Consider the following 22066-nt stretch of genomic DNA (forward strand, 5'->3'; position numbering starts at 1 on the left):
GAGGCAGCGGAGCGTCACCACGCAGGCCGCCCCGCACAGGCGCGATCAGGTACCGCCCAGGACTAGGCGTACTCGATGACCAGGGTCGCCCAGGTGCCCGGTTCGAGTGCCTCGAACACGTGCGGGGCGTCGCCCGGGTAGGCGATGTAGTCGCCGGGTGCCAGTTCCACCGGTTCGCCGGTCGGTCCGACCAGGGCCCGGCCCGCGGCGAGCAGGATGTGCTCGATCACGCCGGGGATGTGCGGCTGGGATTCGCGGGGCTGACCCGGCTCGGCGGTGATGCGGAACAGGTCGCGCCGGGTGTTCGACGGTCCCGCCGCCAGCAGTGTCGCGTGGTAGTCCGAGCGCTCGGCGGCGACCGCGGGCCCCTCCCCCGCGCGGATGACGTGCACCACCGGCCGCGGCGGATCGAGCAGGCGCGAGAACGGCATGTCCAGCGCCACGCACAGCGCCCACAGGGTTTCCAGGCTCGGGTTCCCGCTGCCCGATTCGAGTTGCGAGAGTGTCGATTTCGCGATGCCGGCGCGCGCGGCGACCTCACTGAGCGACAGGCCGGCGCGGGTGCGCTCGCGGCGCAGCGAGGCCGCGATCACCGCCTGCGGTGTCGCCGTGTCGTCGTTGGCCATCTCTCTCCCTCGGGTCCCGGTCGGCCAACAGGAAATCACATTGACGAACCGGCCCGCCATGTTCACTATAAAAGACATGCGTTCGATCTGGCGAACACTCGATCGGGAGACCGGCCTCGGCATCGCGGCGGTGTGCCTCGCCGTCGGCGTCATCGGCATCTCCTACGGTACGACGGCGGTGGCCGCGGGCTTCCCCGCCTGGCTGCCGATCGTGCTGGGCACCGTCGTGCTCGCCGGTGGCGCGGAGTTCCTGTTCCTCGGCATCCTCGCCGCGGGCGGCAGTCCCGTCGCCGCCGTGCTGGCCGGGCTGCTGGTCAACGCGCGGCACCTGCCCTACGGGCTGTCGGTGCCCGACGCGGTGGGCACCGGCTGGCGGCGGCTGATCGGGGTGCACGTGATGAACGACGAGGCCGTCGCGATGGCGCTGGCCGAATCCGACACCCGCAGGCGCCGGGCGGTGTACTGGGCGTGCGGACTCGGCGTGCTGCTGGTCTGGCCGGTCGGCGCGGCGCTCGGCGTGCTGATCGGCACGCTCGTCCCCGACACCGGCGCGCTCGGGCTGGACGCGGTCTTCCCCGCCGTACTGCTGGCCTTGGTCATCCCCGCGCTGCGGGACCGCACGACCTTCGGCGCGGTCGCCGTCGGCACCGCGATCGCCCTGCTCAGCGCGCCGTTCCTGCCCGCGGGCCTGCCGGTGCTGCTGGCCCTGTCGGGTGTGATCTATGCCGCGCTGCGGCTGAAGTCCGCGGAACCCGCGCCCGCGCGGGCCGAGTCCGTCGCGGAGGCGTCATGACCCTCGTCGCCGGAGTCGTCGCGCTCGCCGCGGGCACGTACGCGTTCCGCTGGGCGGGGCCGGCGCTGCGCAGCCGCGTGCGCTTTCCCGAACGCGCCCGCCGCGTCCTGGAGATCGGCGCGGTGGTGTTGCTCGCGGCCCTCGTCGCCGTCACGACGCTGCCGTTCGGCACCGACAAGGTGGGCGTGGCCCTGCCCGCGGGCGTCGCGGTCGCGGGCGTGCTCGCGTGGCGACGCGCCCCGCTGCTCGTCGTCATCCTGGCCGCGGCGGCCACGACGGCACTGCTGCGGGCCCTCGGCCTGCACTGACCGCACGCCCGCGCTCGACCTGTTCCCGCCGAGCCCGCTGCCCCGGGCCCGTCGGCGCGGCCGGCCGGGGTGACGGCTCGTGCTCAGCCGGGCAGCAGCGGGATCCCGCCGCCGCGCCGCCGCGCGACCGATCCGTATCGCGCATCCAGTCGCAACCAGGTCGCGGTCGCGCGCACCCGCACGATCTCCGTCGCCGGGATCCGGTGCGGCTCGGCCTTCTCCCCCGAATGCGGCACGAAATCCATGGCGGTGAGGGCGAACACGACCCGCATCGGCACCTGCACCTCGAGACCGGCGCCCGAGACGGTCAGCACCGTCTGGTCCAGCAGCCCGGCCGGCGGACCGTGCCTGCTGCCGTGCTCCCTGGCGACTTCGACCCCGCGCTCGGCCAGTTCGACCAGCGTGCGGGCGGGCACGTCGTCGACGTGGGCGAATCCGTCCTGCGGCGGGAGCGCACCACGCCAGGCCGAATCCATCGAGTAGCCGAGGTCGACGGGATCGCCCCCGGACAGACCCGCCAACACCACGTCGGCGCCGACCGTCACGTCGTCCACGCCGAGATCGGCGGCCACGGTGCGCGCCGCCAGCGTCTCGAACCCGGTGGCCACCCAGGCCGCGACGTGCCGCTGCCCGCGTCGGCGCAGCCGCACCGGCGCGGCCTCGTCCAATCGCAGCGCGTGGCCGAGAAACGTGGCCAGGTTCTCTCGCTCGGCCGGATCGGGGACGTGCAGAACCCGCTGCGCGGTCATCGGCGGGCGGCCCGCCGCACCGAGCTCACTTGTCCATCCACTCGGACAGGTACTCGCGCTCGGGCGCGGTGAGCCTGCGCAGCCGCTGGGTCTTGATGTCGAAGGCGGCGATCTGCGTGGACGCCACCACCGCGGCGGGCGAATCCGGCGCGGCGCCGTTGGCCCGCACCTCGTACCCGACGGTGAAGTCGACCGCGCGCAACTGCTCGATCCACATCGCGATGTCGAGCGGGGTGTCCTCGTGGCGCAGCTGACCGCGGTAGCGCACCCGCAGGTCGGCGAGCACGCAGCCCTCGCGCATGCCCGCGGTGGGCCTGCCGTCCTCGAACAGCCACGGGATGCGCGCCTCCTCCAGCAGGGTGACCATGCGCGCGTGGTTGACGTGCTGGAACACGTCCATGTCGGACCAGCGGATGTCCACCTTGGTATGGAAACGCTTGGGCAGCACCAGGGTGTCGCGGTGCACCTGCCCGTTGCCGTTGGACGAACTCGTCACGTGTGGTACCTCCGTGGGGCGCCCGCATCCGGCGCACCGGACTCCGTGCCGACGCGTCATGGGCGGCGTGCCGAGACCTACGGCGGTCTGCGGGCGAAACGAACCGATCCCGGTCCGGCCGCATACGGGCCGGACCGGACTGTCGGCATCAAGGGTAGGGCACTCGCGCGCCCCGCGGCCGCTCCGGGGCGCGCGATTGTGACATCTACCCAGTCCGTCAGGCGCCCGGTGACTGCGCTCCCACACCGCTGACCATGCTGCGCACCTGCCGCGAGGCCACCGACAGACTGGCCAGATCGTGCGCGCCGGATTCGAACAGCTCGGCCAGCGCCGCGCGCGCCCGGCCCAGCCTGGACTGGTTCTTCGACTCCCAGTAGGCGATCTTCTCGTCGGCGGTCTCCTCCGGATCGCCGGCGGAGAGCACGTCCAGGGTCAGCGAGCGCAACGAGCCGTACATGTCGTCGCGCACCGCGAGCCTGGCCAGCGCGTGCCAGCGGTCGCCGCGCTCGAGATGGGTCACCGCCTGCAGCAGCCAATCGATCTTGAGGTGATCGTTGAGCGCGTAGTACAGCGCGCCCACCTCGTCGCCGTCCCGGTCGGTGATGTCGGCGATGTCGAGAATGTCCAGCAGCGGGAACAGATTCAGCAGGCCGAACACCTCGGTGGCCAGCTCCAGCGGCGCCCCGCGCGCGACGAGCTCGGCCGACTGGTCGGTGAGCGTGGCCACATGATGGCCGCGCAGCCAGGTCGGCACCTTCGGTGCGAGTTCGCGCACGCCGTCGGCATAGCGGTTGATCTCCGCGCCGACCGCGATCGGCTGGGGCCGGTTGTTGAGCAGCCACCGCGAGGCCCGGTCCAGTGTGCGCTTGGTCTCGAGTTCGAGCTCGTCGCGCACCACCACCGGGATGTCGGCCGAGCGGATGCGCTCCCACATGGCGGGCAGATCGAAGATCGCACCGGCCGCGGCGAAGGCGCGCACCGCGTCGGTGGTGCTCGCGCCGCTCTCCTCGTTGAGCCGGAAGGCGTAGCTGATGCCGCCGTAGTCGACCATCTCGTTGACGATCATCGTGGTGACGATCTCGCGGCGCAGCCGGTGCTTCTTGATGGCACCGCCGAACCGGGTGCGCAGCGGCGTCGGGAAGTACTCCGGCAGCCGCGCCGCGAAATACCCCTGATCCGGCAGATCGGAGTCGAGCAGGTCGGCCTTGAGCGAGAGCTTCACGTGCGCCATGAGATTGGCCAGCTCCGGGGAGACCAGCCCTTCGCCGTTGTCGCGGCGGCGCTTCAGCTCCGCGTTCGACGGCAGCGCCTCCAGCTCGCGGTCCAGGCCGCGACGCTGCTCGAGGTCGGTGATCAGGCGCATGTTCACATTCGTCATCCGCGGCGCCTCGAACCGCGAGATGCCCATCAGGAAGTTCTGGGACACGTTGTCGCGCAACACCATGTCCGCGACCTCGTCGGTCATCGAGGCCAGCAGCGGGTTGCGTTCGGCCGCGGGCAGCAGTCCCGCGCTGACCACACCGTCGAGCAGCACCTTGATGTTGACCTCGTGATCGGAGCAGTCCACGCCCGCGGAGTTGTCCAGCGCGTCGGTGTTCATCTTGCCGCCGTTGCGGCAGAACTCGATACGTCCGCGCGCGGTGGCGCCGAGGTTGCCGCCCTCACCGATCACCCGGACCCGCAGGTCTTTTCCGTTCACCCGCACCGGGTCGTTGGACTTGTCGCCGACCTCGGCGTTGGTCTCGTCGGTGGCCTTGATGTAGGTGCCGATACCGCCGTTCCACAGCAGTTGCACCGGCGCCAGCAGGATCGCGCGCACCAGTTCCGGCGGCGCGAGCGAGACCACGTCGTCGGGCAGGCCGAGCGCGGCCCTGGCCTGCGGGCTGATCGGCACCGATTTCACCGTCCGATCCCACACGCCGCCGCCCGCGCTGATCAGCGAGGTGTCGTAGTCGGCCCAGGACGAGCGCGGCAGCGCGAACAGGCGCTGCCGCTCCCGGTAGGACCGGGCGGCATCGGGGTCGGGGTCGAGGAAGATGTGCCGGTGGTCGAACGCGGCGACCAGCCGGATGTGCTCGGAGAGCAGCATGCCGTTGCCGAACACGTCGCCGCTCATGTCACCGATGCCGACGACGGTGAAGTCCTCGCTCTGGGTGTCGATGCCCATTTCGCGGAAGTGCCGCTTGACGCTCTCCCACGCGCCCCGCGCGGTGATGCCCATCGCCTTGTGGTCGTAGCCCGCCGACCCGCCGGAGGCGAAGGCGTCGCCGAGCCAGAAGCCGTAGCTGCGGGCCACGTCGTTGGCGATGTCGGAGAAGGTCGCGGTGCCCTTGTCGGCGGCCACCACCAGGTAGGTGTCGTCGCCGTCGCGGCGCACCACCCGGGCGGGCGGCACCACCGCGCCGCTGGCCAGATCGACGTTGTCGGTGAGGTCGAGCAGGCCGGAGATGAACGTGCGATAGCAGGCCACGCCCTCGGCGGAGAGCGCCTGCCGGTCGGCGGCCGGGTCGCCGGTGCTCTGCGGCGGCTGCTTGACCACGAACCCGCCCTTCGCGCCCACCGGCACGATGACCGCGTTCTTCACCGCCTGCGCCTTCACCAGGCCGAGGATCTCGGTCCGGAAGTCTTCCAGCCGGTCCGACCAGCGCAGGCCGCCGCGCGCGACCGGCCCGAAGCGCAGGTGCACGCCCTCCACCCGGGGCGAGTACACGAAGATCTCGAATTGCGGTTTGGGCTTGGGCAATTCGGCGATCTCGCGCGGCTCCACCTTGATCGAGACGTAGTCGCGCGACACGCCCGCGTCGTCGAGCATGTAGTAGTTGGTGCGCAGGGTGGCTTTGATCAGGCCGAGGATGGCGCGCAGGATGCGGTCGGCGTCCAGGCTGACCACGCGGTCGATGCGTTCGCGCACCGCGGCCTCCAGCTCGGTGGCGCGTTCGGCGGAGACGGTGTCGGGGTCGAAGCGGGCCGCGAACAGGTCCACCAGCAGCCCGGCGATGTCCGGGTAGGCCAGCAGCACGCGCGCGATGTTGGTCTGGCTGTACGGAAAACCGGCCTGTTGCAAGTACTTCGCGTAGGTGCGCAGCATCGAGACCGCACGCCACGACAGCCGGGCCCGCAGCACCAGCTCGTTGAGCCCGTCGGCCTCGGCGCGCCCGTACCACATCGCCGCGAAGGCCTCGGTGAACCGGTCGCGCAGGCCGTGCCCGGTGTCGGCGGTGACCGACTCCAGCAGCTCGGCGTCCAGATCACGGTCGAGCGCGGTGCGCAGCAGGTCCGGGCGGGCCAGCAGGCCGAAATCGTAGATCCAGCACTCGGCGTCCAGCGCCACCCGGTAGGGCCGCTCGTCGACCACCTCGACGCCCAGGCTCTGCAGCAGCGGCAGCACCTGGCTCAGCGAAATGCCCGCGCCGCCGATGTAGAGGGTGAACCGCCAGGAGCCGGGCTCGGCGTCCGGGCTGCGATAGAGATGCTGGTCGATGGCACCGGCGGCGAGCCGTTCCAGCCGGGCGATGTCGCGCAGCGCGCGGTTCGGGCTGAAGTCCTGCTTGTAGGCCTCCGGGAAGGCGCCCGCGTAGCGCTGCACGACCGCCGGATCGAGCATCGAGCTGGCGTTGACCTCGTCGTTGAGGTGGTCGGCCCAGGTGTGGCTCGCCTCGGCCAGCAGGCGCTCGATACGTCTGCGGTTCTCGTCGGCGGTGTAGGACAGGATCGCCGCCCGGTCCGGGCCGCCGGTGTGGGTGTCGCGCATCCGCACGGTGAAATACACACTGGCGAGCTCGCTTTCGCTCACCCTGGCGGAATAGTCGATGGATTCGCCGTCGAGTTCGCGGACCAGGATGTCCTGCATCCGCAGGCGCACCTGCGTGGTGTAGCGATCGCGCGGCAGGTACACCAGGCAGGCGACGAACCGGCCGTAGGTGTCCGCGCGCAGGAACAGCCGCACCTGTCGGCGCAGGCCGACGTTGAGCACCGCCTCGGCCGTGCGCCGCATGGTCTCGGCGTCGGCGGAGAACAGTTCGGTGCGCGGGAAGGACTGGATCACCTCGAGCATGGCCTGCCCGGAATAGGACTCCAGGTCGAACCCGCTCTTCTCGATGGCGGTGCGCACCCGGCGCTGGATCACCGGGATGTCGAGCACGTTCTCGTGCACCGCGGTCACGGTGAACACGCCGATGAACAGGTGCTCGCCGACGATCGTGCCCGCGGCGTCGACATCGGCGACCCCGACGAAGTACGGGTAGACCGAGCGGTGCACGGTCGCGGGCACCAGACCCTGGGTGAGCATCAGCAGCGGCCGGTCGATGCCGTTGACCGGGACCCGGAAATCGGTGCCCACATCGGGCCGCAACACCCCGAGGCAGGTGCCCTCCACCGGTTCGGACACCGTGTGCCCGCCGACCGAGTGGATGCGGTAGCGGGCGAAGCCGAGCACCGTGAAGTGCCCGCCGGCCAGCCAACGCAGCAGCGCGGCGGTGTCGGCGAGATCCTCGACGGGGAACGGCGGCTCCGGCGCGGCGGCCAGCCGGTCCAGCTCGTCGGCCAGCCTGCTCTGCGCGCGTTCGATCGCCTCGCGATCACCGATCACCTGGCGCACGTCCTCGACCACGGCGGCCAGCGACTGCTCGATCCGCTCCAACACCGCCCGATCGGTGGAGGGGTGTAGCTGGACGTGCATCCACGATTCGCGCAGTGTGCCCGCCGGTTTGCCGTCCACCTCGTGCGGAGCGGCCGCCAGCAACCGCCCGTCGTCGTCGCGGTCGACCTCGAAGATCGGGTGGATCACCTCGCGCACACTGGCGCCCTGACGGTTCAACGACGCGGTGACCGACTCGACGAGCAGCGGCATGTCGTCGGTGACCACCTGCACGGCGGCGCCGAGACCGCACTCGTCGTCGGGGTGGTACACGCGGATGCGGGCCCGGCCCGGCGACCGGGTGCCCCCGAGCTCGAGATGCCTGCGGAAGATCTGCGAGACCCCGGTGACCGCAGAGTCCACATCGTCCGCGTCGACGTGGCGGAAATACGCCCGTTCGAGGGTTGCCAGACCGTCGCGCAGCGACTGTGGCAAACCCGCGGCCCACGCCGCACCGGACAACTCGGACGAGACCGTCATTTTCTTCGCCAACTCCCTCGGATCGGATTTCCGCAACAAAGTGACGCAGGTCCGGAGGGTAGCCGTGCCGCGCCGACGCGGCGGCGGAAACAGTGTTCCGCCGCTGGATCACCGGGCTCTCACGTGCCCGGCACAGCACCCGAACGGACCCCGGTTACCTCACGTCGAGGCGATCGCGGTGAGGACGACCGGGCAACCGGACAGCGCCTGCGCATGCACGCGATCAACCCTAGCCACTTCCATCCGGGAATGTGACCGACCCACGAAAACGACAGCGGGCGAGACGGTTAACCGTCTCGCCCGCTGTGCGGAACTCCGCGTGCCGCCGCGGCGACCGCGATCAGTCGCGGGTCAGCTTGCGGTGCGTCACCCGGTGCGGCCTGGCCGCCTCCGGGCCGAGGCGCTCGATCTTGTTCGCCTCGTACGCCTCGAAGTTGCCCTCGAACCAGAACCACTTGGCCTCGTTGTCGGCGTCACCCTCCCACGCGAGGATGTGGGTGCAGGTGCGGTCGAGGAACCACCGGTCGTGGGAGATCACCACGGCGCAGCCGGGGAAGTTCTCCAGCGCGTTCTCCAGCGAACTCAGCGTCTCCACGTCCAGGTCGTTGGTCGGCTCGTCGAGCAGGATCAGGTTGCCGCCCTGCTTGAGGGTCAGCGCCAGGTTCAGCCGGTTGCGCTCGCCACCGGAGAGCACGCCCGCGGGCTTCTGCTGGTCGGGGCCCTTGAAGCCGAAGGCGCTGACGTAGGCGCGCGAGGGCATCTCCTGCTGGCCCACCTCGATGTAGTCGAGCCCGTCGGAGACGACCTGCCACACCGTCTTGTTCGGGTCGATGCCCGCGCGGTTCTGGTCGACATAGCTGAGCTTGACCGTCTCGCCGATGCGGACGGTGCCGCTGTCGGGCTGTTCGAGACCGACGATGGTCTTGAACAGCGTGGTCTTGCCGACGCCGTTGGGGCCGATGACGCCCACGATGCCGTTGCGCGGCAACGTGAACGACAGATCCTTGATCAGCTGACGGTCGCCGAAGCCCTTGTCCAGGTGCTCCACCTCGACCACCACGTTGCCCAGCCGCGGGCCCGCGGGGATCTGAATCTCCTCGAAGTCGAGCTTGCGCATCTTCTCCGCCTCGGCCGCCATCTCCTCGTAGCGACCCAGGCGCGCCTTGTTCTTGGCCTGGCGGGCCTTGGCCCCGGAGCGGACCCAGGCGAGTTCCTCCTTGAGCCGCTTCTGCAGCTTCTGGTCCTTCTTGCCCTGCACCTCCAGGCGCTCGGCCTTCTTCTCCAGGTAGGTGGAGTAGTTGCCCTCGTAGGGGTAGGCCCGGCCGCGGTCGAGCTCGAGGATCCAGCCCGCCACGTTGTCCAGGAAGTACCGGTCGTGGGTGACGGCCAGCACCGCGCCCTGGTACTGGGCCAGGTGCTGCTCGAGCCACAGCACCGATTCGGCGTCGAGGTGGTTGGTCGGCTCGTCGAGCAGCAGCAGATCGGGCTTGCTCAGCAGCAGCTTGCACAGCGCGACGCGGCGGCGCTCACCACCGGAGAGGTTGGTGACCGGCTCGTCCGGCGGCGGGCAGCGCAGCGCGTCCATGGCCTGCTCGAGCTGGGAGTCCACGTCCCACGCGTCGGCGTGGTCCAGGTACTCCTGGAGCTTGCCCATCTCCTCCATCAGCTCGTCGGAGTAGTCGGTGGCCATGAGTTCGGCGATCTCGTTGAAGCGGTCCAGCTTGACCTTGACCTCGCCGAGGCCCTCCTCGACGTTGCCGCGGACCGTCTTCTCCTCGTTGAGGGGCGGCTCCTGCTGCAGGATGCCCACCGTCGCGCCCGGGGCGAGGAACGCCTCGCCGTTGTTCGGCTGGTCCAGTCCGGCCATGATCTTCAGCACGCTGGATTTACCGGCGCCGTTCGGGCCGACGACGCCGATCTTGGCGCCGGGAAGGAAGTTCAAGGTGACATCGTCGAGCACGACTTTGTCGCCGTGCGCCTTGCGAACCTTCTTCATTTGATAAATGAACTCAGCCATATGCGAGAGCCTATCGGTCTAGGGAACGGTGGAACCAAGCAGCGCCGTTCCGGTCACGGGCGCGGATGCCGCGCTGTCGATCGTCGTGGTATCGGGCGCTGGAGAAGCCGCGTCCGCGGTATCGACCCCCACCCCGTCGCCGACGCGTGCACGATCTTCAGCGTTCGATCCCTCCCGAGTATTCCGCATCCCCGGACTCGCGCCGTGCCCGGTGTCGGCGTGCCTGCGGGGCTGCGCGACGCAGCGCGACAGGTCTGGCCCGACGGCGCCGGCAGCTCACGGTGAGATACAGCGTGCCGCTGTCGAGCCACTCGCCGGTGGCGTGGTCGAGCCTGCGGGCGGTGCTGGCCGTGCGGAAGGTGAGCACCTGTTCACCCTGGGCGAGCTCGCGTGTGACCGGCAGGCCCGATGTCCGGATCGGGGACAACCGATCGGCTGTGGACGAACCGGTGCACGACGAACCGGTGCATTCAGAGACCGGTCGCGTCGGTGTTCGCCCCGCACAGCACCACCACCGGCCGCTCACCCGGGGCCGGGACGTAGGCGCCGCTGAGGATCGCGGCCAGCGCGGTCGCGCCGGCCAGTTCCACCACGATCCGGAACTCACGCCACAGGTACTCGCGCGCGGTCGTGATCGCCTCCTCGGTGACCAGCAGCGCGGGCACGTCGTAGCGGCGCGCCAGGCGCAACGCGAGTTCGCCGACCCGGGTGGCGCCCAGCGGATGCAGCACCGGCCGGGCCGGGCCCACGTCCACCGGGCGTTCGGCCGTCAGTGCGGCGCGCAGCGCGGGCATGCCGACCGGCTCCACCCCGATCACCCGCTGCCTGCGCCCGAACGCGGCGGCCACGCCCGCCAGCAGACCGCCGCCACCCACCGAGACCAGCACCGGCGGCCTGCCGCGCACCTGCTCCTCCAGCTCGAGCGCGAGCACGCCCGCACCGGCGATCACGTCGAGCTGGTCGTAGGCGTGCAGCACCAGTGCGCCGCGGTCGGCCGCCAGCTCGGCGGCGTACCGCTCGGCCTCGCGGTAGGTGGTGCCGTGCCACAGCACCTCGGCGCCGTGCGACCACATCGCGGCCACCTTGGTGTGCGGCGCCGACTCGGGCACCACCACCGTGCACGTCTTGCCCAGCCAGGCCGCCGCCAGCGCCGCGGCGATGCCGGAATTGCCCGCCGAGGCGATCACCACGTGGTCCTCCGGGTCGGCGGCGAGCAGCGCGTTGAGGGTGCCGCGCACCTTGAAGGTGCCCGCGTGCTGGAGATGCTCGAGTTTCAACGTCACCGGGACCGGCCCGGCGGGCCCGGCCACGCTCGTGTGGAAGACGGGCGTCTTCCGGATCCGCCCGGCCAGCCTGCGCCGCGCGAGGCGGACATCGGATCGATACAGCCGGGCGTGCTCCCCCGCGACCAGCGCGCCGTCCCGATCGGTCAAGACCGGGCCTCGCGCTCGCCGCCGTCGCGGCGGGCCAATTCGGCGAACATGGCGTTGTGCGCGGCCAGCTCGGCGTCGTGGTCGCGCTCGGCGGCCCGGTCGTAGCGCTTGGCCATCCGCTCGTCGCTGCGCGACCACTGGATCAGCAGCGCCAGCATCACCACCACCAGCGGCACCTCGCCGCTGGCCCAGGCCAGGCTACCGCCGGTGCGCTGATCGCCGAGCAGGTCGCCGTTCCAGCCGAGATCCAGGCTGCGGAAGAACCAGCCGCCCATCACCGTGGTCATGCTCATCAGCGCGACGCCGAAGAACGCGTGGAACGGCAGGGAGCCGAACACCATGCCCAGCTTCGTCAACGGCTCGACCTGGCGGGGCTTGGGGTCGATCCCGATCACCACCCAGTAGAACAGGTAGCCGCTGAGCAGGAAGTGCAGGTTCATCAGCAGGTGCGCGCCGTGCGAGTCGACGAAGGTGTCGTAGATCCCGCCCATGTAGAGCGCGTAGAACCCGGCCACGAAGATCACCGAGGCCACGATCGGATGGGTCAGGAATCGCGACACCGGATTGTGCACCGCGGCCAGGATCCACTCGCGCGGACCGGGCACGCCGCCGCGGCCGGCCGGCGGCAACGCGCGCAGCGCCAGCGTCACCACCCCGCCGAGGGCGAACAGGATCGGCGCCAGCATCGACAGCGCCATGTGCTGCATCATGTGCACGCTGAACATGGCCGGGGCGTACCGACCGATCCCCGAGGACGTGGTCACCAGTAGCAGCGCGCAGGCGCAGAGCCAGGCGATGGTGCGGCCCACCGGCCACGAGTCGCCGCGGGCGTGCAGCCGCCGCACACCGAGCAGGTACAGCACGGCCAGCACGATCGCGAGGGTGCCGAAGATCAGGTCGAAGCGCCAGTCGAACAGCATCCTGGCCACCGTCGGCGGCCCGGCCAGGTCGTAGCCCAGTTCCACCTCCGCCGGGGTGGGCACCGAGACCGGCGGCGGGGGCGGGGTGCGCCCCAGCCCGACCGCCAGGCCCATGGTGGCCGCGAAGACCAGTGCCTCCACGCCCGCGAACCGGATCAGCGCGCCCCGGTCACGCGGGTCGGCGGCCAGGGCGGGCAACGCCGAGCGCCGCTGCAGGTAGCCGATGACGCCCAGGATCGCCAGCGCGGCGGCCTTCGCCAGCACCAGCCGCCCGTAGGTGGTGGTGACCAGCTCGTCTAAGGGCACCCGCACCCAGGAGTTGATCACGCCGCTGACCCCGATCACCACGAAGGCGACGGTCGCGATCGCCGAGAACCGCCGGGTCGCGACGTCGGTGTGCGCCCCACCGCGCAACGCGTGCGCGAGCACCGCGAACAGTCCGCCGACCCAGACCGCGGCCGCGACCAGGTGCAGGATCAGGCTGTTGGTCGCGACATCGTGCGAGCCGCCCGAGGCGGAGTGCCCGGTCAACGCCAGCGGCATCATGGTCAGGATCGAGCCACCGAACAGCACCGGCGTCCAGCCCCAGCGCAGCGCCAGCCGTGCCCCGACCGCCACGATCAGCGCGAACACCACCGTGGTGCGCCAGGCCTCGGCGATGTCGACCTGTCCGATCGCCCGCCACAGCTGTTCCGGCCGCCAGATGTCGGCGACGGGTTGGCCGGTGGTGTCCGACACGGTCAGCGGCACCAGCAGCGCCGCGCAGACCGCCCACGCCAGGGCGAAGTTCGACCCCATCCGGACCGCGCGGTAGCCGCCGACGTCGAGCACGCCGTTGGCCTGCGGCGGCACCAGGAAGGCCGCGCACAGCAGCGCGCCGACGGTGAGGGCGGCGAACAGGTCCGCCAGCGCCCGGACGGCGGGCAGGCCGTAGGTGGTGAGGGCGCCGGGGTCGGGGATGCCGAGCAGACTCAGCGCCTGCGCGGCCGACAGACCGACCACGAGCGCCGCGACGACCGCCGCGATCGCGCCCGCCACCACCGTCACGGCGGCGAACGGCCCCGCCGACGCCGACCGGGCACCCTCCGGCGCGGCGGTGGCCGGGGCGGGGTCCTGCGGTGACGACATACGACCCAGCGTAGTTGGACGGCCGGGCCCCCGGCGCGCCGGGTTTGCGACCTCGGAACGAGTTCGGTGAAAAATGTGTTTGGCCGATTCGCGGCTCGGGTACACCTTCGGGAGACCGGTGCGCCCTGGGGCACCGGTCGTCGTTGCGCCCCCGGCAGGAATCGAACCTGCGACCTAGGGATTAGAAGGCCCTTGCTCTATCCAACTGAGCTACGGAGGCAGTGCGTCCACCATGGCCGACTACGGCCGTGGTGTCCAGCGTGCGCAAGTATAACGATCGTCCAGATCCGGGGACGGCGCGCGTGGCCGGACGCGCTCGGCGCGGCGGCCTACCAGTCGATGATCCCGAGGTCGTAGAGCCGCTGGAACACCAGCAGCGATCCCGGAGCCACGTGGCGCATCGCGCCGTACTCCCCGACCGTGAAATACCGCAGTTCGGCGATCTCGCCGCTGGGTGTCGGGTCGCCGTCCAGCACACCGGTGAAGCAGGTCATGTGCAGCTGCACCCCGGGCTCGTGACCGTAGGCGGCGGCCCGGAAGACGCCCAGCTCGGTGTAGCTGACGACGTCGACGCCGAGTTCCTCGCGCACCTCGCGGTGCATGGCCTGCTCGGGCGTTTCGCCCGCGTCGATCTTGCCGCCCGCCATGTAGAAGACCTCTTTGCCCGTCGAGCGCGCCTGGAGCAGTCGGCGGTCGCGGACGTGGGCGAAAGCGGCTGTGCGGATCACCGGCCCACCCTACTGAGCAGACGACGGCGGCCGGCGGGTCACCCCGCCGGCCGCCGTACCGCTCGGTCAGCTCTGCGCCTGGAACATCCACCGCTGCTTCTCGAGTTCGGCGGTGATCTCGATGAACAGATCCTGGGTCACCGGGTCGGCCGTGTCGGTGGCCTCGATCCGCTCGCGCATCCGCCGCACGGCGGTGTCCAGCGTGGTGACGATCGCCGTGACGACCTCGGCGTCGGCGACGTACCCGGCCGGGAATTCCGGCAGCCCGCTGGTCGCGGCGACGGTGGCGAGGCGACCGTCCGGCGAGACGCCCAGCGCCGCGGCGCGTTCGGCCACCGCGTCGACGAAACCGCGGGCGGCATCGACCAGTTCGTCGAGCTGCAGGTGCAGCGCGCGGAAGTGCGGTCCGACGACGTTCCAATGCGCCTGCTTGCCGAGGAGCGACAGGTCGATCAGATCGGCGAGCGCGTCCTGCAGGACGATGCCGACGGCCTTCTGTTCGGCGGTGCCGAGGGTGCTCGTGATGGGGCTCTTGGTCAACGTGGAAGTCATGACTGCTCCTCTCGTGCAGAACCTCCGGAGTGCTTTTCTGGAATGATTCCAGATTACAGCGGACCGCACCGCGCTGCCACCGTCGCGGCCATGACCTCACTCACAGGGCGTCACCCCCGGCGCATCATCAGCCGCAGACCGCCTCCACCGCCGCGCCCAGCAGCTCCAGACCGTGCGCGAGCTCGTCCTCGGCGACGGTCAGCGGGGGGATCAGCTTGACCACCTCGTCCATCGAGCCGGAGGTCTCCACCAGCAGCCCGCGGTCGAACGCGGCCCGGCACACCTTCGCCGCACGCGAGGCATCGGCGAAGACGAGTCCCTGCACCAGGCCCCGCCCGCGCACGCCGAGGCCGGGCACGGCCGCCGCGATCCGCTCCAGCGCCGCGCGGGTGGTCGCGGCCTTGGCGGCGGTGCCGCGTTCGAGGGCGTCGTCGGACCAGTAGTGCTCGAGCGCGACGCGCGCGGTGACGAAGGCGTGGTTGTTGCCGCGGAAGGTGCCGTTGTGCTCACCGGGCGCCCACTGGTCCAGCTCGGGCCGGAACAGCACCAGCGCCAGCGGCAGACCGTAACCGCTGATGGACTTCGACAGGGTCACGATGTCGGGCGTGATGCCTGCGGCCTCGAAGGAGAAGAACGGACCGGTACGCCCGCAGCCCATCTGGACGTCGTCGACGATGAGCAGGATGCCGCGGGTGCGGCACAGCTCGGCCAGCGCCCGCAGCCACGCCGCCCCGGCCACGTTGACGCCGCCCTCCCCCTGCACGGTCTCCACGATCACCGCGGCGGGCCGGTCCAGCCCCGAGGAGGGGTCGTCGAGCATCCGCGCCATCCACGCCAGCCCGTCCCCGTCACCGAGGTAACCGTCGTAGGGCATCGGCGTGGCGTGCGGCAGCGGCACGCCGGCGCCCGCCCGCTTGGCGGCGTTTCCGGTCACCGACAACGCGCCGAGGCTCATACCGTGGAAGGCATTGGTGAAATTGAGCACCGCGGGCCTGCCGGTCACCTTGCGGGCCAGTTTGAGCGCGGCCTCGACGGCGTTGGCGCCGGTCGGGCCGGGGAACTGCACCTTGTAGTCGAGCCCGCGCGGGGTCAGCACCAGATCGCGCAGCGCCTCGAGCAGGCCGCGCTTGGCCACCGTCGACATGTCCAGGCCGTGGGTGACGCCGTCGCGGGCGAGGTAGTCCAGCAGCGCGCGCTTGAGCACCGGATTGTTGTGGCCGTAGTTGAGCGCGCCCGCACCGGCGAAGAAGTCCAGGTACTCCCGGCCCTGCTCGTCTCGCAGGACGCAGCCGCGGGCGGTGTCGAACACCGCGGGCCAGGATCGGCAGTACCCGCGGACGTTCGATTCGAGTTGGTCGAAAACGGTCGTCTCGGCGACAGACATCGACGATCCTTCCTGCCGTGCGCGCGAGCGATCCCCGCATGTGAAGCGCCTGCGTTTCTAACACCGCCGAGGGGTGGTCCGCAGCACTTTCCGGGAAAATCCGCGACCGCGGCACCGGCGGCGAACCGGTCGGTGCACGCGTGTACTCCCGGCCGGGATCAGGCGGGGGCGTCGCCGTGCGCCGAGTACAGGCTCACCTCGCCCTCCTCGCTGAGGAAGGCGTTGACCAGCATCGTCCGGTTCTCGCGCAGCGTCTCCGGGTCCGGTGCGGTGGTGGTGATGTCGATCTGCGGAATGGCGGCCCAGTTGACCACGTACCGCTGCGGCGGGCCGTCGTCGTCGGACAAGCGCGCCAGCCGGAACACCGACACCGTCTTGCGGACGATCAGGTTACGGACGACCTCGGCGATTCGCTCCGGGTCTTCCAGCGCGAACAGGAAGCCGAAAGTCAGCTCCGGCGAGGACACGTAGGCGGGCACGAATATCGAGGTTAGTGCATGTGCGCGAGGCACGAGCGCCACCGCGCCGAACCGGTTGCCGCACCGACGCCGGACCGCACCGGGCGTTGCGTGCCGATGACACCGCGGTGCCGCTCGATAACAATTCACCCGCACACCGACGAATTCTGCGCCGATACCGTTGCACCGCTTCGCCGATCGCGCTTTTCTGGATACGGCCCGATTGCCGGGGCCGCGCTCGCAGCCGCACCGTCGCGGATTTCTTCGTCGTCGCCTCCGGCGGCCGAGGTGCGCGAGCCGTGGCCCGCACGGGCAACCCGGACGAGCACCGACACCAGGGGGCGCGAGGATGCCGACAGACGCAGCGGACTGGCTCGAAACGCGTGCGTTGCCACCGCGTTCGGCGCTGCTACGGGCGCTGCGCGAACCACCGCTGGAACGTACGCAGGCGCATCCGGTGCTGGCCGCGGCCCGGGCGCTGGCCGGCTGCCACGAACGCAGGCGGCGAGCCCAGGCCGCCACCGGGACCGTGGCGCCCACCGCGGCCGTGGCCGAGATCGACCGCGACCGCGGCCTGCTCGTCGACCGGATCAACGCATGGGTGGCCGCCAACGTGGTGCACCGCCACGGCGCCTCGCTGCACACCGAGACGCTCGGCGCGGTGATCGACCGGATGGCGGCGAAATGGGTTGCGGCGCAAGCGGCATTGCGCGCGAACGACACGCGGACACAGCGCGAGCCGCTGACCGGCGGCGCGGCCCACCTGGAGTGGACGCGGCTGGCCGAACTCGCCGACGGCTACCAGGACCTCGTCACCGAGGTGGGCGAGCACCGCAGGCGGCTGCCGGTGTACTGACCCGGGCCCGCCGCGAGGGCGAGCCCGGGGTCGGCACGCGGCGCCGGCTCAGCGCCGGTCGTCGATGTCGGTGTCGACCACCTCGGCGTCGACGAACGACGCCGCCGGATCGGCGGGGGTCACGATCTCGGTCTCGACCGGCCGCTCGGCCGCGGCCGGCGCGGCATCCGACGGATCGGCGTCCCCCGCCGCGGCGGCGTCCCGGCGCGCGGCCGCCGCCGCCTCGTTCATCTCGATGGCGTCGGTGATCCACTCCCCGATCTCCCGGGTGACCTCCGCGACGGTGCCGGTGATGATGGTGGCGATATTGCCGATGTGCTTGGCGCCCGAGGAGGTCAATTCCTGGATCAAATCCTTGTTGCTTTCGAATTTCCCGATCATCACACGCCCACTTCGGTCGCCGTCCGCTGACGCATCACGATAACACCGGGAGTCGGCTCGGATTTCACCAAGCGCGGCGGCAGGGCGAGCACGAAAATCTTGCGCCACACGTCCAGGACCTGCTTGCTCAGCGGGCCGGTGTGATAGGGCAGACCGTACTTCTCACACAGCGCGCGCACCTCCGGCGCGATCTCCGGATACCGGTTGGCCGGAATGTCCGGGAACAGGTGGTGCTCGATCTGGTGGGAGAGGTTGCCGCTCATGATGTGGAAGAGCTTGCCGCCGCTGATGTTGGCCGAGCCGAGCATCTGGCGCACGTACCACTCGCCGCGGGTCTCCTCGGCGGTCTCCTCCTGGGTGAACGTCTGTACGCCCGAGGGGAAGTGCCCGCAGAAGATGATCGAGTACGCCCAGACGTTGCGCACCAGGTTGGCGGCGGTGTTGCCGGCCAGCGTGCTCAGGAACAGCGGGCCGCTCAGCGCCGGGAAGATCACGTAGTCCTTGAGCGCCTGCCTGCCCGCCTTGCGCCACCAGCCCTTGATCAGCGGCTTGAGGTCGGACCACTTGCGCTTGCCCTTGACGATGTTGTCGGCCTCGGCGTCGTGCAGCATGACACCCCACTCGAACAGCATCATCAGCAGGAACGCGTAGAGCGGATTGCCCAGGTCCGGCGTGAGAACCAGCGGCCCGTCCTTGGTTTCGGTCAGAATCGTCATGTCGTCCCCTAGTCGTGTGTGTCGGATGTCCGGAATCGCCGGATGTCCGGTCGTCGGATATCTCCGGTCGTCAGATGTCGATGTCGACGTCGCCGACCGGCGCGCTGACGCACAGCTGGATCGGCTGATCCGGATCGCTGTCGGTCTCCCCGGTGCGCAGATTGCGGGTGCAGCCGGAGCGGCGAACGGCCGTGCAGGAGAAGCAGATCCCCATCCGGCAGCCGTACTCCGGGCTCAGCCCGGCGGCCTCGGCCTGGTCGAGCAGGCTGGCGCCGGAGTTGTCCGCCCGCACCCCGCTGGCCGAGAAGTGCACCGTGCCGTGCGCCTGGTCCGGGTCCACCGGCGCGGTGGTGAGCACGAACTCCTCGCTGTGCAGCCGGTCGTCGAGCCGCTCGGCCTCGAAGACGGTGCGCACGGCCGCCATCAGCGGCGGCGGCCCGCACAGGAAGGTGTGCCCGTCGGCGAACCAGGGCGCCACCCGCTCGAGTTCGTCGTAGTCGAAGTGCTTGTCGCCACGCTCGGGATAGCGCAGCTCCAGCCGCAGGGCCGGATGCCGCCGCGCCAGCGCGTGCAGCTCGGCCCGGTGCGGCACCTCCTCCGGCGAGCGGGCGTAGTAGAGGAAGGTGATCTGCCCCGGATGTCCCTCCTCGACGAGGGTGCGCAGCATCGACAGCACCGGTGTGATGCCGCTGCCGCCGCCGATCAGCAGGATCCGCTCGGGCCGCTCGTCGGGCAGCCGGAAGACGCCCTCGGCGGGCGAGAGGTCGACCACCATGCCGGGAGCGGCGTGGGCGTGCAGGTACTGCGAGACCAGCCCCTCCGGATGCGCCTTGATCGTCAGCCGGATGCGCCGGTCGCGCGCGCCCTCGGGATCGATCGGCGAGTAGCAGCGGGTGTGCCGCACGCCGTCGATCACCACGCCGATCTGCACGTACTGGCCGGCCGCGTGACCGCGCCACTGCCGTGGTGCGCGCAGGGTCAGGGTCACCGAGCCGGGCACCGAGCGGTCCACCTCGGTGATCTCCGCCCGCATCTGCCGCAGCGTGAGCGTGGGGCGGATGAGTTCGAGATATCGGTCCACCGGGTGCGGTGTGGTCAGGGTCTGCACCAGATTGATGAGATCCACCATGCGGGTTCTCCGTACCGTTCGTCGGTCTGCTCGGTCGCGTGCTGGTCGCGGATCCGATCCCCCGGTACCGCAATTTCAGTGCACGCTTGTACACTCACCAGTGTGACGGATGGCCCTGGGCCGGTGTCAACCGGCGACAACTGTGACCCGAACTACACCTTCTGGATCGACACATGGTGAACGGACGTATGCTCACCGAGATGACTGAGCAGGCAGCAACCCGGATCGAGCGCAAGGAGCGCACCCGCCAGGCGCTCCTGGAGGGCACCCTCGCGCTGGCCGCCGAGCGCGGTTTCGCGGCGCTGAGCCTGCGCGAGATCGCCCGCTCGGCCGGCATCGTGCCCACGGCCTTCTACCGGCACTTCGCCTCACTGGAGGATCTGGGCGCAACCCTGGTGGACGAGGGGGTCACCGCGCTGCGGCTGGCCCTGCGGCAGGTGCGCCGCCGGCCGGATTCCGGGCTGGCCGACACGGTCCGCTTCGTCTTCGAGCAGGTCGACGCCAAGCGGGCGCTGTTCGGTTTCCTCACCCGGGAACGGCACGGTGGGTCGGCGGCGTTGCGCAAGAACATCGCGCTCGAGCTACAGCTCATCGTCCGGGAACTGGTGGCCGACCTGTCCCGGCTGCCCGCGCTCGACGACTGGAGCCCGCGCGATCTGGAGATCGCCGCGGACCTGATCGTCAGCACCGTCGCCGACGGCGTCGCCGCCTATGTCGCGGCCCCGGACCCGCGCGAGCAGGTCGCCATCCGCGAGACCACCGTGCAGAAGATCCGGCTGATCGCGCTCGGCATGGACAACTGGTGGCCGCCCAAGGACCGCTAGGCCCAGCCGGTCCTCACGCCGTGTCCTCGAGCGCCTCGACGGCGGTCGGTTCCGGCCCGCGCACGGGCAGCAACACCAGCAGCCCCGCGCCGAGCACCACGAGCAGCCCGACGATGCCCGCCCGCTCGGCGTCGAACGCCCAGACGAAGAACCCGAACAACGCGGGGGCGAGGAACGACACCGCGCGGCCGGTGGTGGTGTAGAGCCCGAACAGCTGGCCCTCGCGTCCGGGCGGTGCCAACCGCGCCAGGAACGAGCGGGCCGAGGCCTGCGCCGGGCCGACGAAGATCGTCAACAGCAGGCCGAACACCCAGAACAGCACCGGCCCGGAGACCACCAGCAGCGCCAGTCCGCACACCAGCATGGCCGCCAGCGAGCCGACGATGACCGCCTTCGGCCCCACCCGGTCGTCGAACCGGCCCGCCGCGATCGCGCCCAGCGCCGCGACCACGTTGGCCGCGATGCCGAACAGCAGCACGTCGGCATCATCGATGCCGTACACCCGAACCGCCAGCACGGCGCCGAAGGTGAAGACGCCGGCGAGGCCGTCCCGGAACACGGCGCTGGCCAGCAGGAACCAGACGGTGCGGCGATCGACGGCCCAGAGTTCCCGCAGGTCGCGCCACAGCACGCGGTACGAGCCGAGCAGCCCGGCCCGTTCGGCGCCGGGATCGGCGGTGGTGCGCGGCAGCTCCGGCACCGCGAACATCACCGGCAGCGCGAAGGCGGCGAACCACACCGCGGCCAGCACCGCGATCAGCCGGATGTTGAGCCCGTCGTCGGTGGGGATGCCGAGCAGTCCGCGGGTGTCACCGTCCCCGGCGATGAAACCGAAGTAGCAGATCAGCAGCAGGAAAATGCCGCCGAAATACCCCATCGCCCAGCCGAATCCGGACACCCGCCCGACGGTGGCCGGGGTGGAGACCTGGCGCAGCATCGCGTTGTAGGGCACGTTGGCCAGCTCGAAGGCCGCCGAGCCCACCGCCAGCAGCGCCAGGCCGAGCCACAGGTCGCGGTGGTCGTCGTGCACGAAGAACATCGCGGTCATCGCCGCGACGACCACCGCGGTCAGCACGCCGAGCGCGCGTTTGCGTTTGGCCGCGGCGTCGAACCACTGCCCGCTGATCGGCGCGGTCAGCGCGACCACCAGCCCGGCCAGGCCGAGCGCCCAGCCCAGCCAGGCGCTGGCCGAGACGTCGCCCGGCAGGTCGTCGCCGACGGTGTCGGTGAGGTAGACGCTGAAAACAAAGGTGAGGATCACGGCGTGGAAGGCCGAGGAGCCCCAGTCCCACAGACCCCAGGCGACCACCTGCCCGCGTCCGGCGGCCTGTCCGATCGTCTCCCGCGCGTCCGTCATGCGCGCAGCCTAACGGCCGGAGCGGGGTGCGGCGCGATTTCCACCGCCTATGCACCCAGTTGCATATCGGTGCACCGTGCCCTTACCCTGACCGC

The 22066-nt window shown here is 70.7% G+C and carries 19 protein-coding genes and 1 tRNA gene; 4 read left to right on the forward strand and 16 right to left on the reverse strand.

Annotated elements, in window-relative coordinates:
- Positions 1-62 precede the first annotated feature (62 nt).
- On the reverse strand, positions 63-626 hold the full coding sequence (locus tag AMO33_RS13745; RefSeq protein ID WP_011207841.1) for a helix-turn-helix domain-containing protein: 564 nt from the start codon (positions 624-626) through the stop codon (positions 63-65).
- Between the two features lie 76 nt (positions 627-702).
- Between AMO33_RS13745 and AMO33_RS13750 the strand changes: the two genes are divergently transcribed.
- Positions 703-1419 (forward strand): AzlC family ABC transporter permease, encoded by a 717-nt coding sequence (locus tag AMO33_RS13750; protein WP_060592856.1) that lies wholly within the window; start codon positions 703-705, stop codon positions 1417-1419.
- A complete protein-coding gene (locus AMO33_RS13755; RefSeq protein ID WP_011207839.1) occupies positions 1416-1727 on the forward strand; it encodes an AzlD domain-containing protein in 312 nt (103 codons plus the stop codon). Before AMO33_RS13750 ends, AMO33_RS13755 begins: the two co-directional genes overlap by 4 nt.
- Before the next feature lie 83 nt (positions 1728-1810).
- Here AMO33_RS13755 and AMO33_RS13760 read toward each other — a convergent pair whose 3' ends face one another.
- The 11 genes from AMO33_RS13760 to AMO33_RS13815 all read right to left on the reverse strand — a co-directional run bounded on the left by AMO33_RS13760 (position 1811) and on the right by AMO33_RS13815 (position 16729).
- On the reverse strand, positions 1811-2476 hold the full coding sequence (locus tag AMO33_RS13760; protein WP_060592857.1) for a hypothetical protein: 666 nt from the start codon (positions 2474-2476) through the stop codon (positions 1811-1813).
- A 25-nt stretch (positions 2477-2501) separates the two neighbouring features.
- Positions 2502-2876, reverse strand: coding sequence for an acyl-CoA thioesterase (locus tag AMO33_RS13765; protein WP_050768235.1), 375 nt, complete (start codon positions 2874-2876; stop codon positions 2502-2504).
- Between the two features lie 313 nt (positions 2877-3189).
- Positions 3190-8088 (reverse strand): NAD-glutamate dehydrogenase, encoded by a 4899-nt coding sequence (locus AMO33_RS13770; RefSeq protein WP_060592858.1) that lies wholly within the window; start codon positions 8086-8088, stop codon positions 3190-3192.
- A 340-nt stretch (positions 8089-8428) separates the two neighbouring features.
- The gene (gene ettA, locus AMO33_RS13775; protein ID WP_011207835.1) at positions 8429-10105 is read right to left on the reverse strand and encodes an energy-dependent translational throttle protein EttA; all 1677 of its coding nucleotides are present in this window, start codon (positions 10103-10105) and stop codon (positions 8429-8431) included.
- A gap of 470 nt (positions 10106-10575) precedes the next feature.
- Entirely contained in the window at positions 10576-11538 is a 963-nt protein-coding gene (locus AMO33_RS13785) for a threonine/serine dehydratase (RefSeq protein ID WP_011207833.1), read from the reverse strand.
- A complete protein-coding gene (locus tag AMO33_RS13790; protein WP_060592860.1) occupies positions 11535-13586 on the reverse strand; it encodes a cytochrome c oxidase assembly protein in 2052 nt (683 codons plus the stop codon). The genes AMO33_RS13785 and AMO33_RS13790 overlap by 4 nt, the downstream gene beginning before the upstream one ends.
- Positions 13587-13732: 146 nt before the next feature.
- Positions 13733-13806, reverse strand: a tRNA-Arg gene (locus AMO33_RS13795).
- A gap of 109 nt (positions 13807-13915) precedes the next feature.
- A complete protein-coding gene (locus tag AMO33_RS13800) occupies positions 13916-14314 on the reverse strand; it encodes an NUDIX hydrolase (protein ID WP_011207831.1) in 399 nt (132 codons plus the stop codon).
- 66 nt (positions 14315-14380) lie between these two features.
- Complete coding sequence (locus tag AMO33_RS13805; protein ID WP_060592861.1) at positions 14381-14866, reverse strand: Dps family protein; 486 nt, start codon at positions 14864-14866, stop codon at positions 14381-14383.
- 127 nt (positions 14867-14993) lie between these two features.
- Positions 14994-16250, reverse strand: coding sequence for a diaminobutyrate--2-oxoglutarate transaminase (gene ectB, locus AMO33_RS13810; RefSeq protein ID WP_060592862.1), 1257 nt, complete (start codon positions 16248-16250; stop codon positions 14994-14996).
- Between the two features lie 158 nt (positions 16251-16408).
- The gene (locus AMO33_RS13815) at positions 16409-16729 is read right to left on the reverse strand and encodes a hypothetical protein (RefSeq protein ID WP_041559921.1); all 321 of its coding nucleotides are present in this window, start codon (positions 16727-16729) and stop codon (positions 16409-16411) included.
- Between the two features lie 328 nt (positions 16730-17057).
- Here AMO33_RS13815 and AMO33_RS13820 point away from each other — a divergent pair, with 328 nt between their 5' ends.
- Entirely contained in the window at positions 17058-17564 is a 507-nt protein-coding gene (locus AMO33_RS13820) for a DUF4254 domain-containing protein (RefSeq protein WP_060592863.1), read from the forward strand.
- Between the two features lie 48 nt (positions 17565-17612).
- Here AMO33_RS13820 and AMO33_RS13825 read toward each other — a convergent pair whose 3' ends face one another.
- From AMO33_RS13825 to AMO33_RS13835, 3 genes are all read right to left on the reverse strand, one after another.
- The gene (locus AMO33_RS13825; protein WP_041559920.1) at positions 17613-17945 is read right to left on the reverse strand and encodes a hypothetical protein; all 333 of its coding nucleotides are present in this window, start codon (positions 17943-17945) and stop codon (positions 17613-17615) included.
- Positions 17945-18661: a fatty acid desaturase family protein gene (locus AMO33_RS13830; RefSeq protein WP_390501870.1), complete on the reverse strand. Its 717-nt coding sequence runs from the start codon at positions 18659-18661 to the stop codon at positions 17945-17947. The genes AMO33_RS13825 and AMO33_RS13830 overlap by 1 nt, the downstream gene beginning before the upstream one ends.
- Positions 18662-18731: 70 nt before the next feature.
- A complete protein-coding gene (locus AMO33_RS13835) occupies positions 18732-19790 on the reverse strand; it encodes a ferredoxin reductase (protein ID WP_060592864.1) in 1059 nt (352 codons plus the stop codon).
- Between the two features lie 200 nt (positions 19791-19990).
- On the opposite strand from AMO33_RS13835, the gene AMO33_RS13840 reads away from it, so the two are divergent.
- Positions 19991-20614 (forward strand): TetR family transcriptional regulator, encoded by a 624-nt coding sequence (locus AMO33_RS13840; RefSeq protein WP_011207823.1) that lies wholly within the window; start codon positions 19991-19993, stop codon positions 20612-20614.
- Between the two features lie 13 nt (positions 20615-20627).
- Here the strand turns inward: AMO33_RS13840 and AMO33_RS13845 are convergent, their stop codons facing one another.
- Entirely contained in the window at positions 20628-21971 is a 1344-nt protein-coding gene (locus AMO33_RS13845; protein ID WP_060592865.1) for an MFS transporter, read from the reverse strand.
- Positions 21972-22066 lie beyond the last annotated feature (95 nt).

The sequence above is a fragment of the Nocardia farcinica genome (assembly GCF_001182745.1).
Classification (GTDB): Bacteria; Actinomycetota; Actinomycetes; order Mycobacteriales; family Mycobacteriaceae; genus Nocardia; species Nocardia farcinica.

Excerpts from the sequence above, each read along its gene's own strand:
- AMO33_RS13745 (WP_011207841.1), bottom strand. The coding sequence starts at position 626 with ATGGCCAACGACGACACGGCGACACCGCAGGCGGTGATCGCGGCCTCG.
- AMO33_RS13750 (WP_060592856.1), top strand. The coding sequence starts at position 703 with ATGCGTTCGATCTGGCGAACACTCGATCGGGAGACCGGCCTCGGCATC.
- AMO33_RS13755 (WP_011207839.1), top strand. The coding sequence starts at position 1,416 with ATGACCCTCGTCGCCGGAGTCGTCGCGCTCGCCGCGGGCACGTACGCG.
- AMO33_RS13760 (WP_060592857.1), bottom strand. The coding sequence starts at position 2,476 with ATGACCGCGCAGCGGGTTCTGCACGTCCCCGATCCGGCCGAGCGAGAG.
- AMO33_RS13765 (WP_050768235.1), bottom strand. The coding sequence starts at position 2,876 with ATGGACGTGTTCCAGCACGTCAACCACGCGCGCATGGTCACCCTGCTG.
- AMO33_RS13770 (WP_060592858.1), bottom strand. The coding sequence starts at position 8,088 with ATGACGGTCTCGTCCGAGTTGTCCGGTGCGGCGTGGGCCGCGGGTTTG.
- ettA (WP_011207835.1), bottom strand. The coding sequence starts at position 10,105 with ATGGCTGAGTTCATTTATCAAATGAAGAAGGTTCGCAAGGCGCACGGC.
- AMO33_RS13790 (WP_060592860.1), bottom strand. The coding sequence starts at position 13,586 with ATGTCGTCACCGCAGGACCCCGCCCCGGCCACCGCCGCGCCGGAGGGT.
- AMO33_RS13805 (WP_060592861.1), bottom strand. The coding sequence starts at position 14,866 with ATGACTTCCACGTTGACCAAGAGCCCCATCACGAGCACCCTCGGCACC.
- ectB (WP_060592862.1), bottom strand. The coding sequence starts at position 16,250 with ATGTCTGTCGCCGAGACGACCGTTTTCGACCAACTCGAATCGAACGTC.
- AMO33_RS13820 (WP_060592863.1), top strand. The coding sequence starts at position 17,058 with ATGCCGACAGACGCAGCGGACTGGCTCGAAACGCGTGCGTTGCCACCG.
- AMO33_RS13825 (WP_041559920.1), bottom strand. The coding sequence starts at position 17,945 with ATGATCGGGAAATTCGAAAGCAACAAGGATTTGATCCAGGAATTGACC.
- AMO33_RS13830 (WP_390501870.1), bottom strand. The coding sequence starts at position 18,661 with ATGACGATTCTGACCGAAACCAAGGACGGGCCGCTGGTTCTCACGCCG.
- AMO33_RS13835 (WP_060592864.1), bottom strand. The coding sequence starts at position 19,790 with ATGGTGGATCTCATCAATCTGGTGCAGACCCTGACCACACCGCACCCG.
- AMO33_RS13840 (WP_011207823.1), top strand. The coding sequence starts at position 19,991 with ATGACTGAGCAGGCAGCAACCCGGATCGAGCGCAAGGAGCGCACCCGC.
- AMO33_RS13845 (WP_060592865.1), bottom strand. The coding sequence starts at position 21,971 with ATGACGGACGCGCGGGAGACGATCGGACAGGCCGCCGGACGCGGGCAG.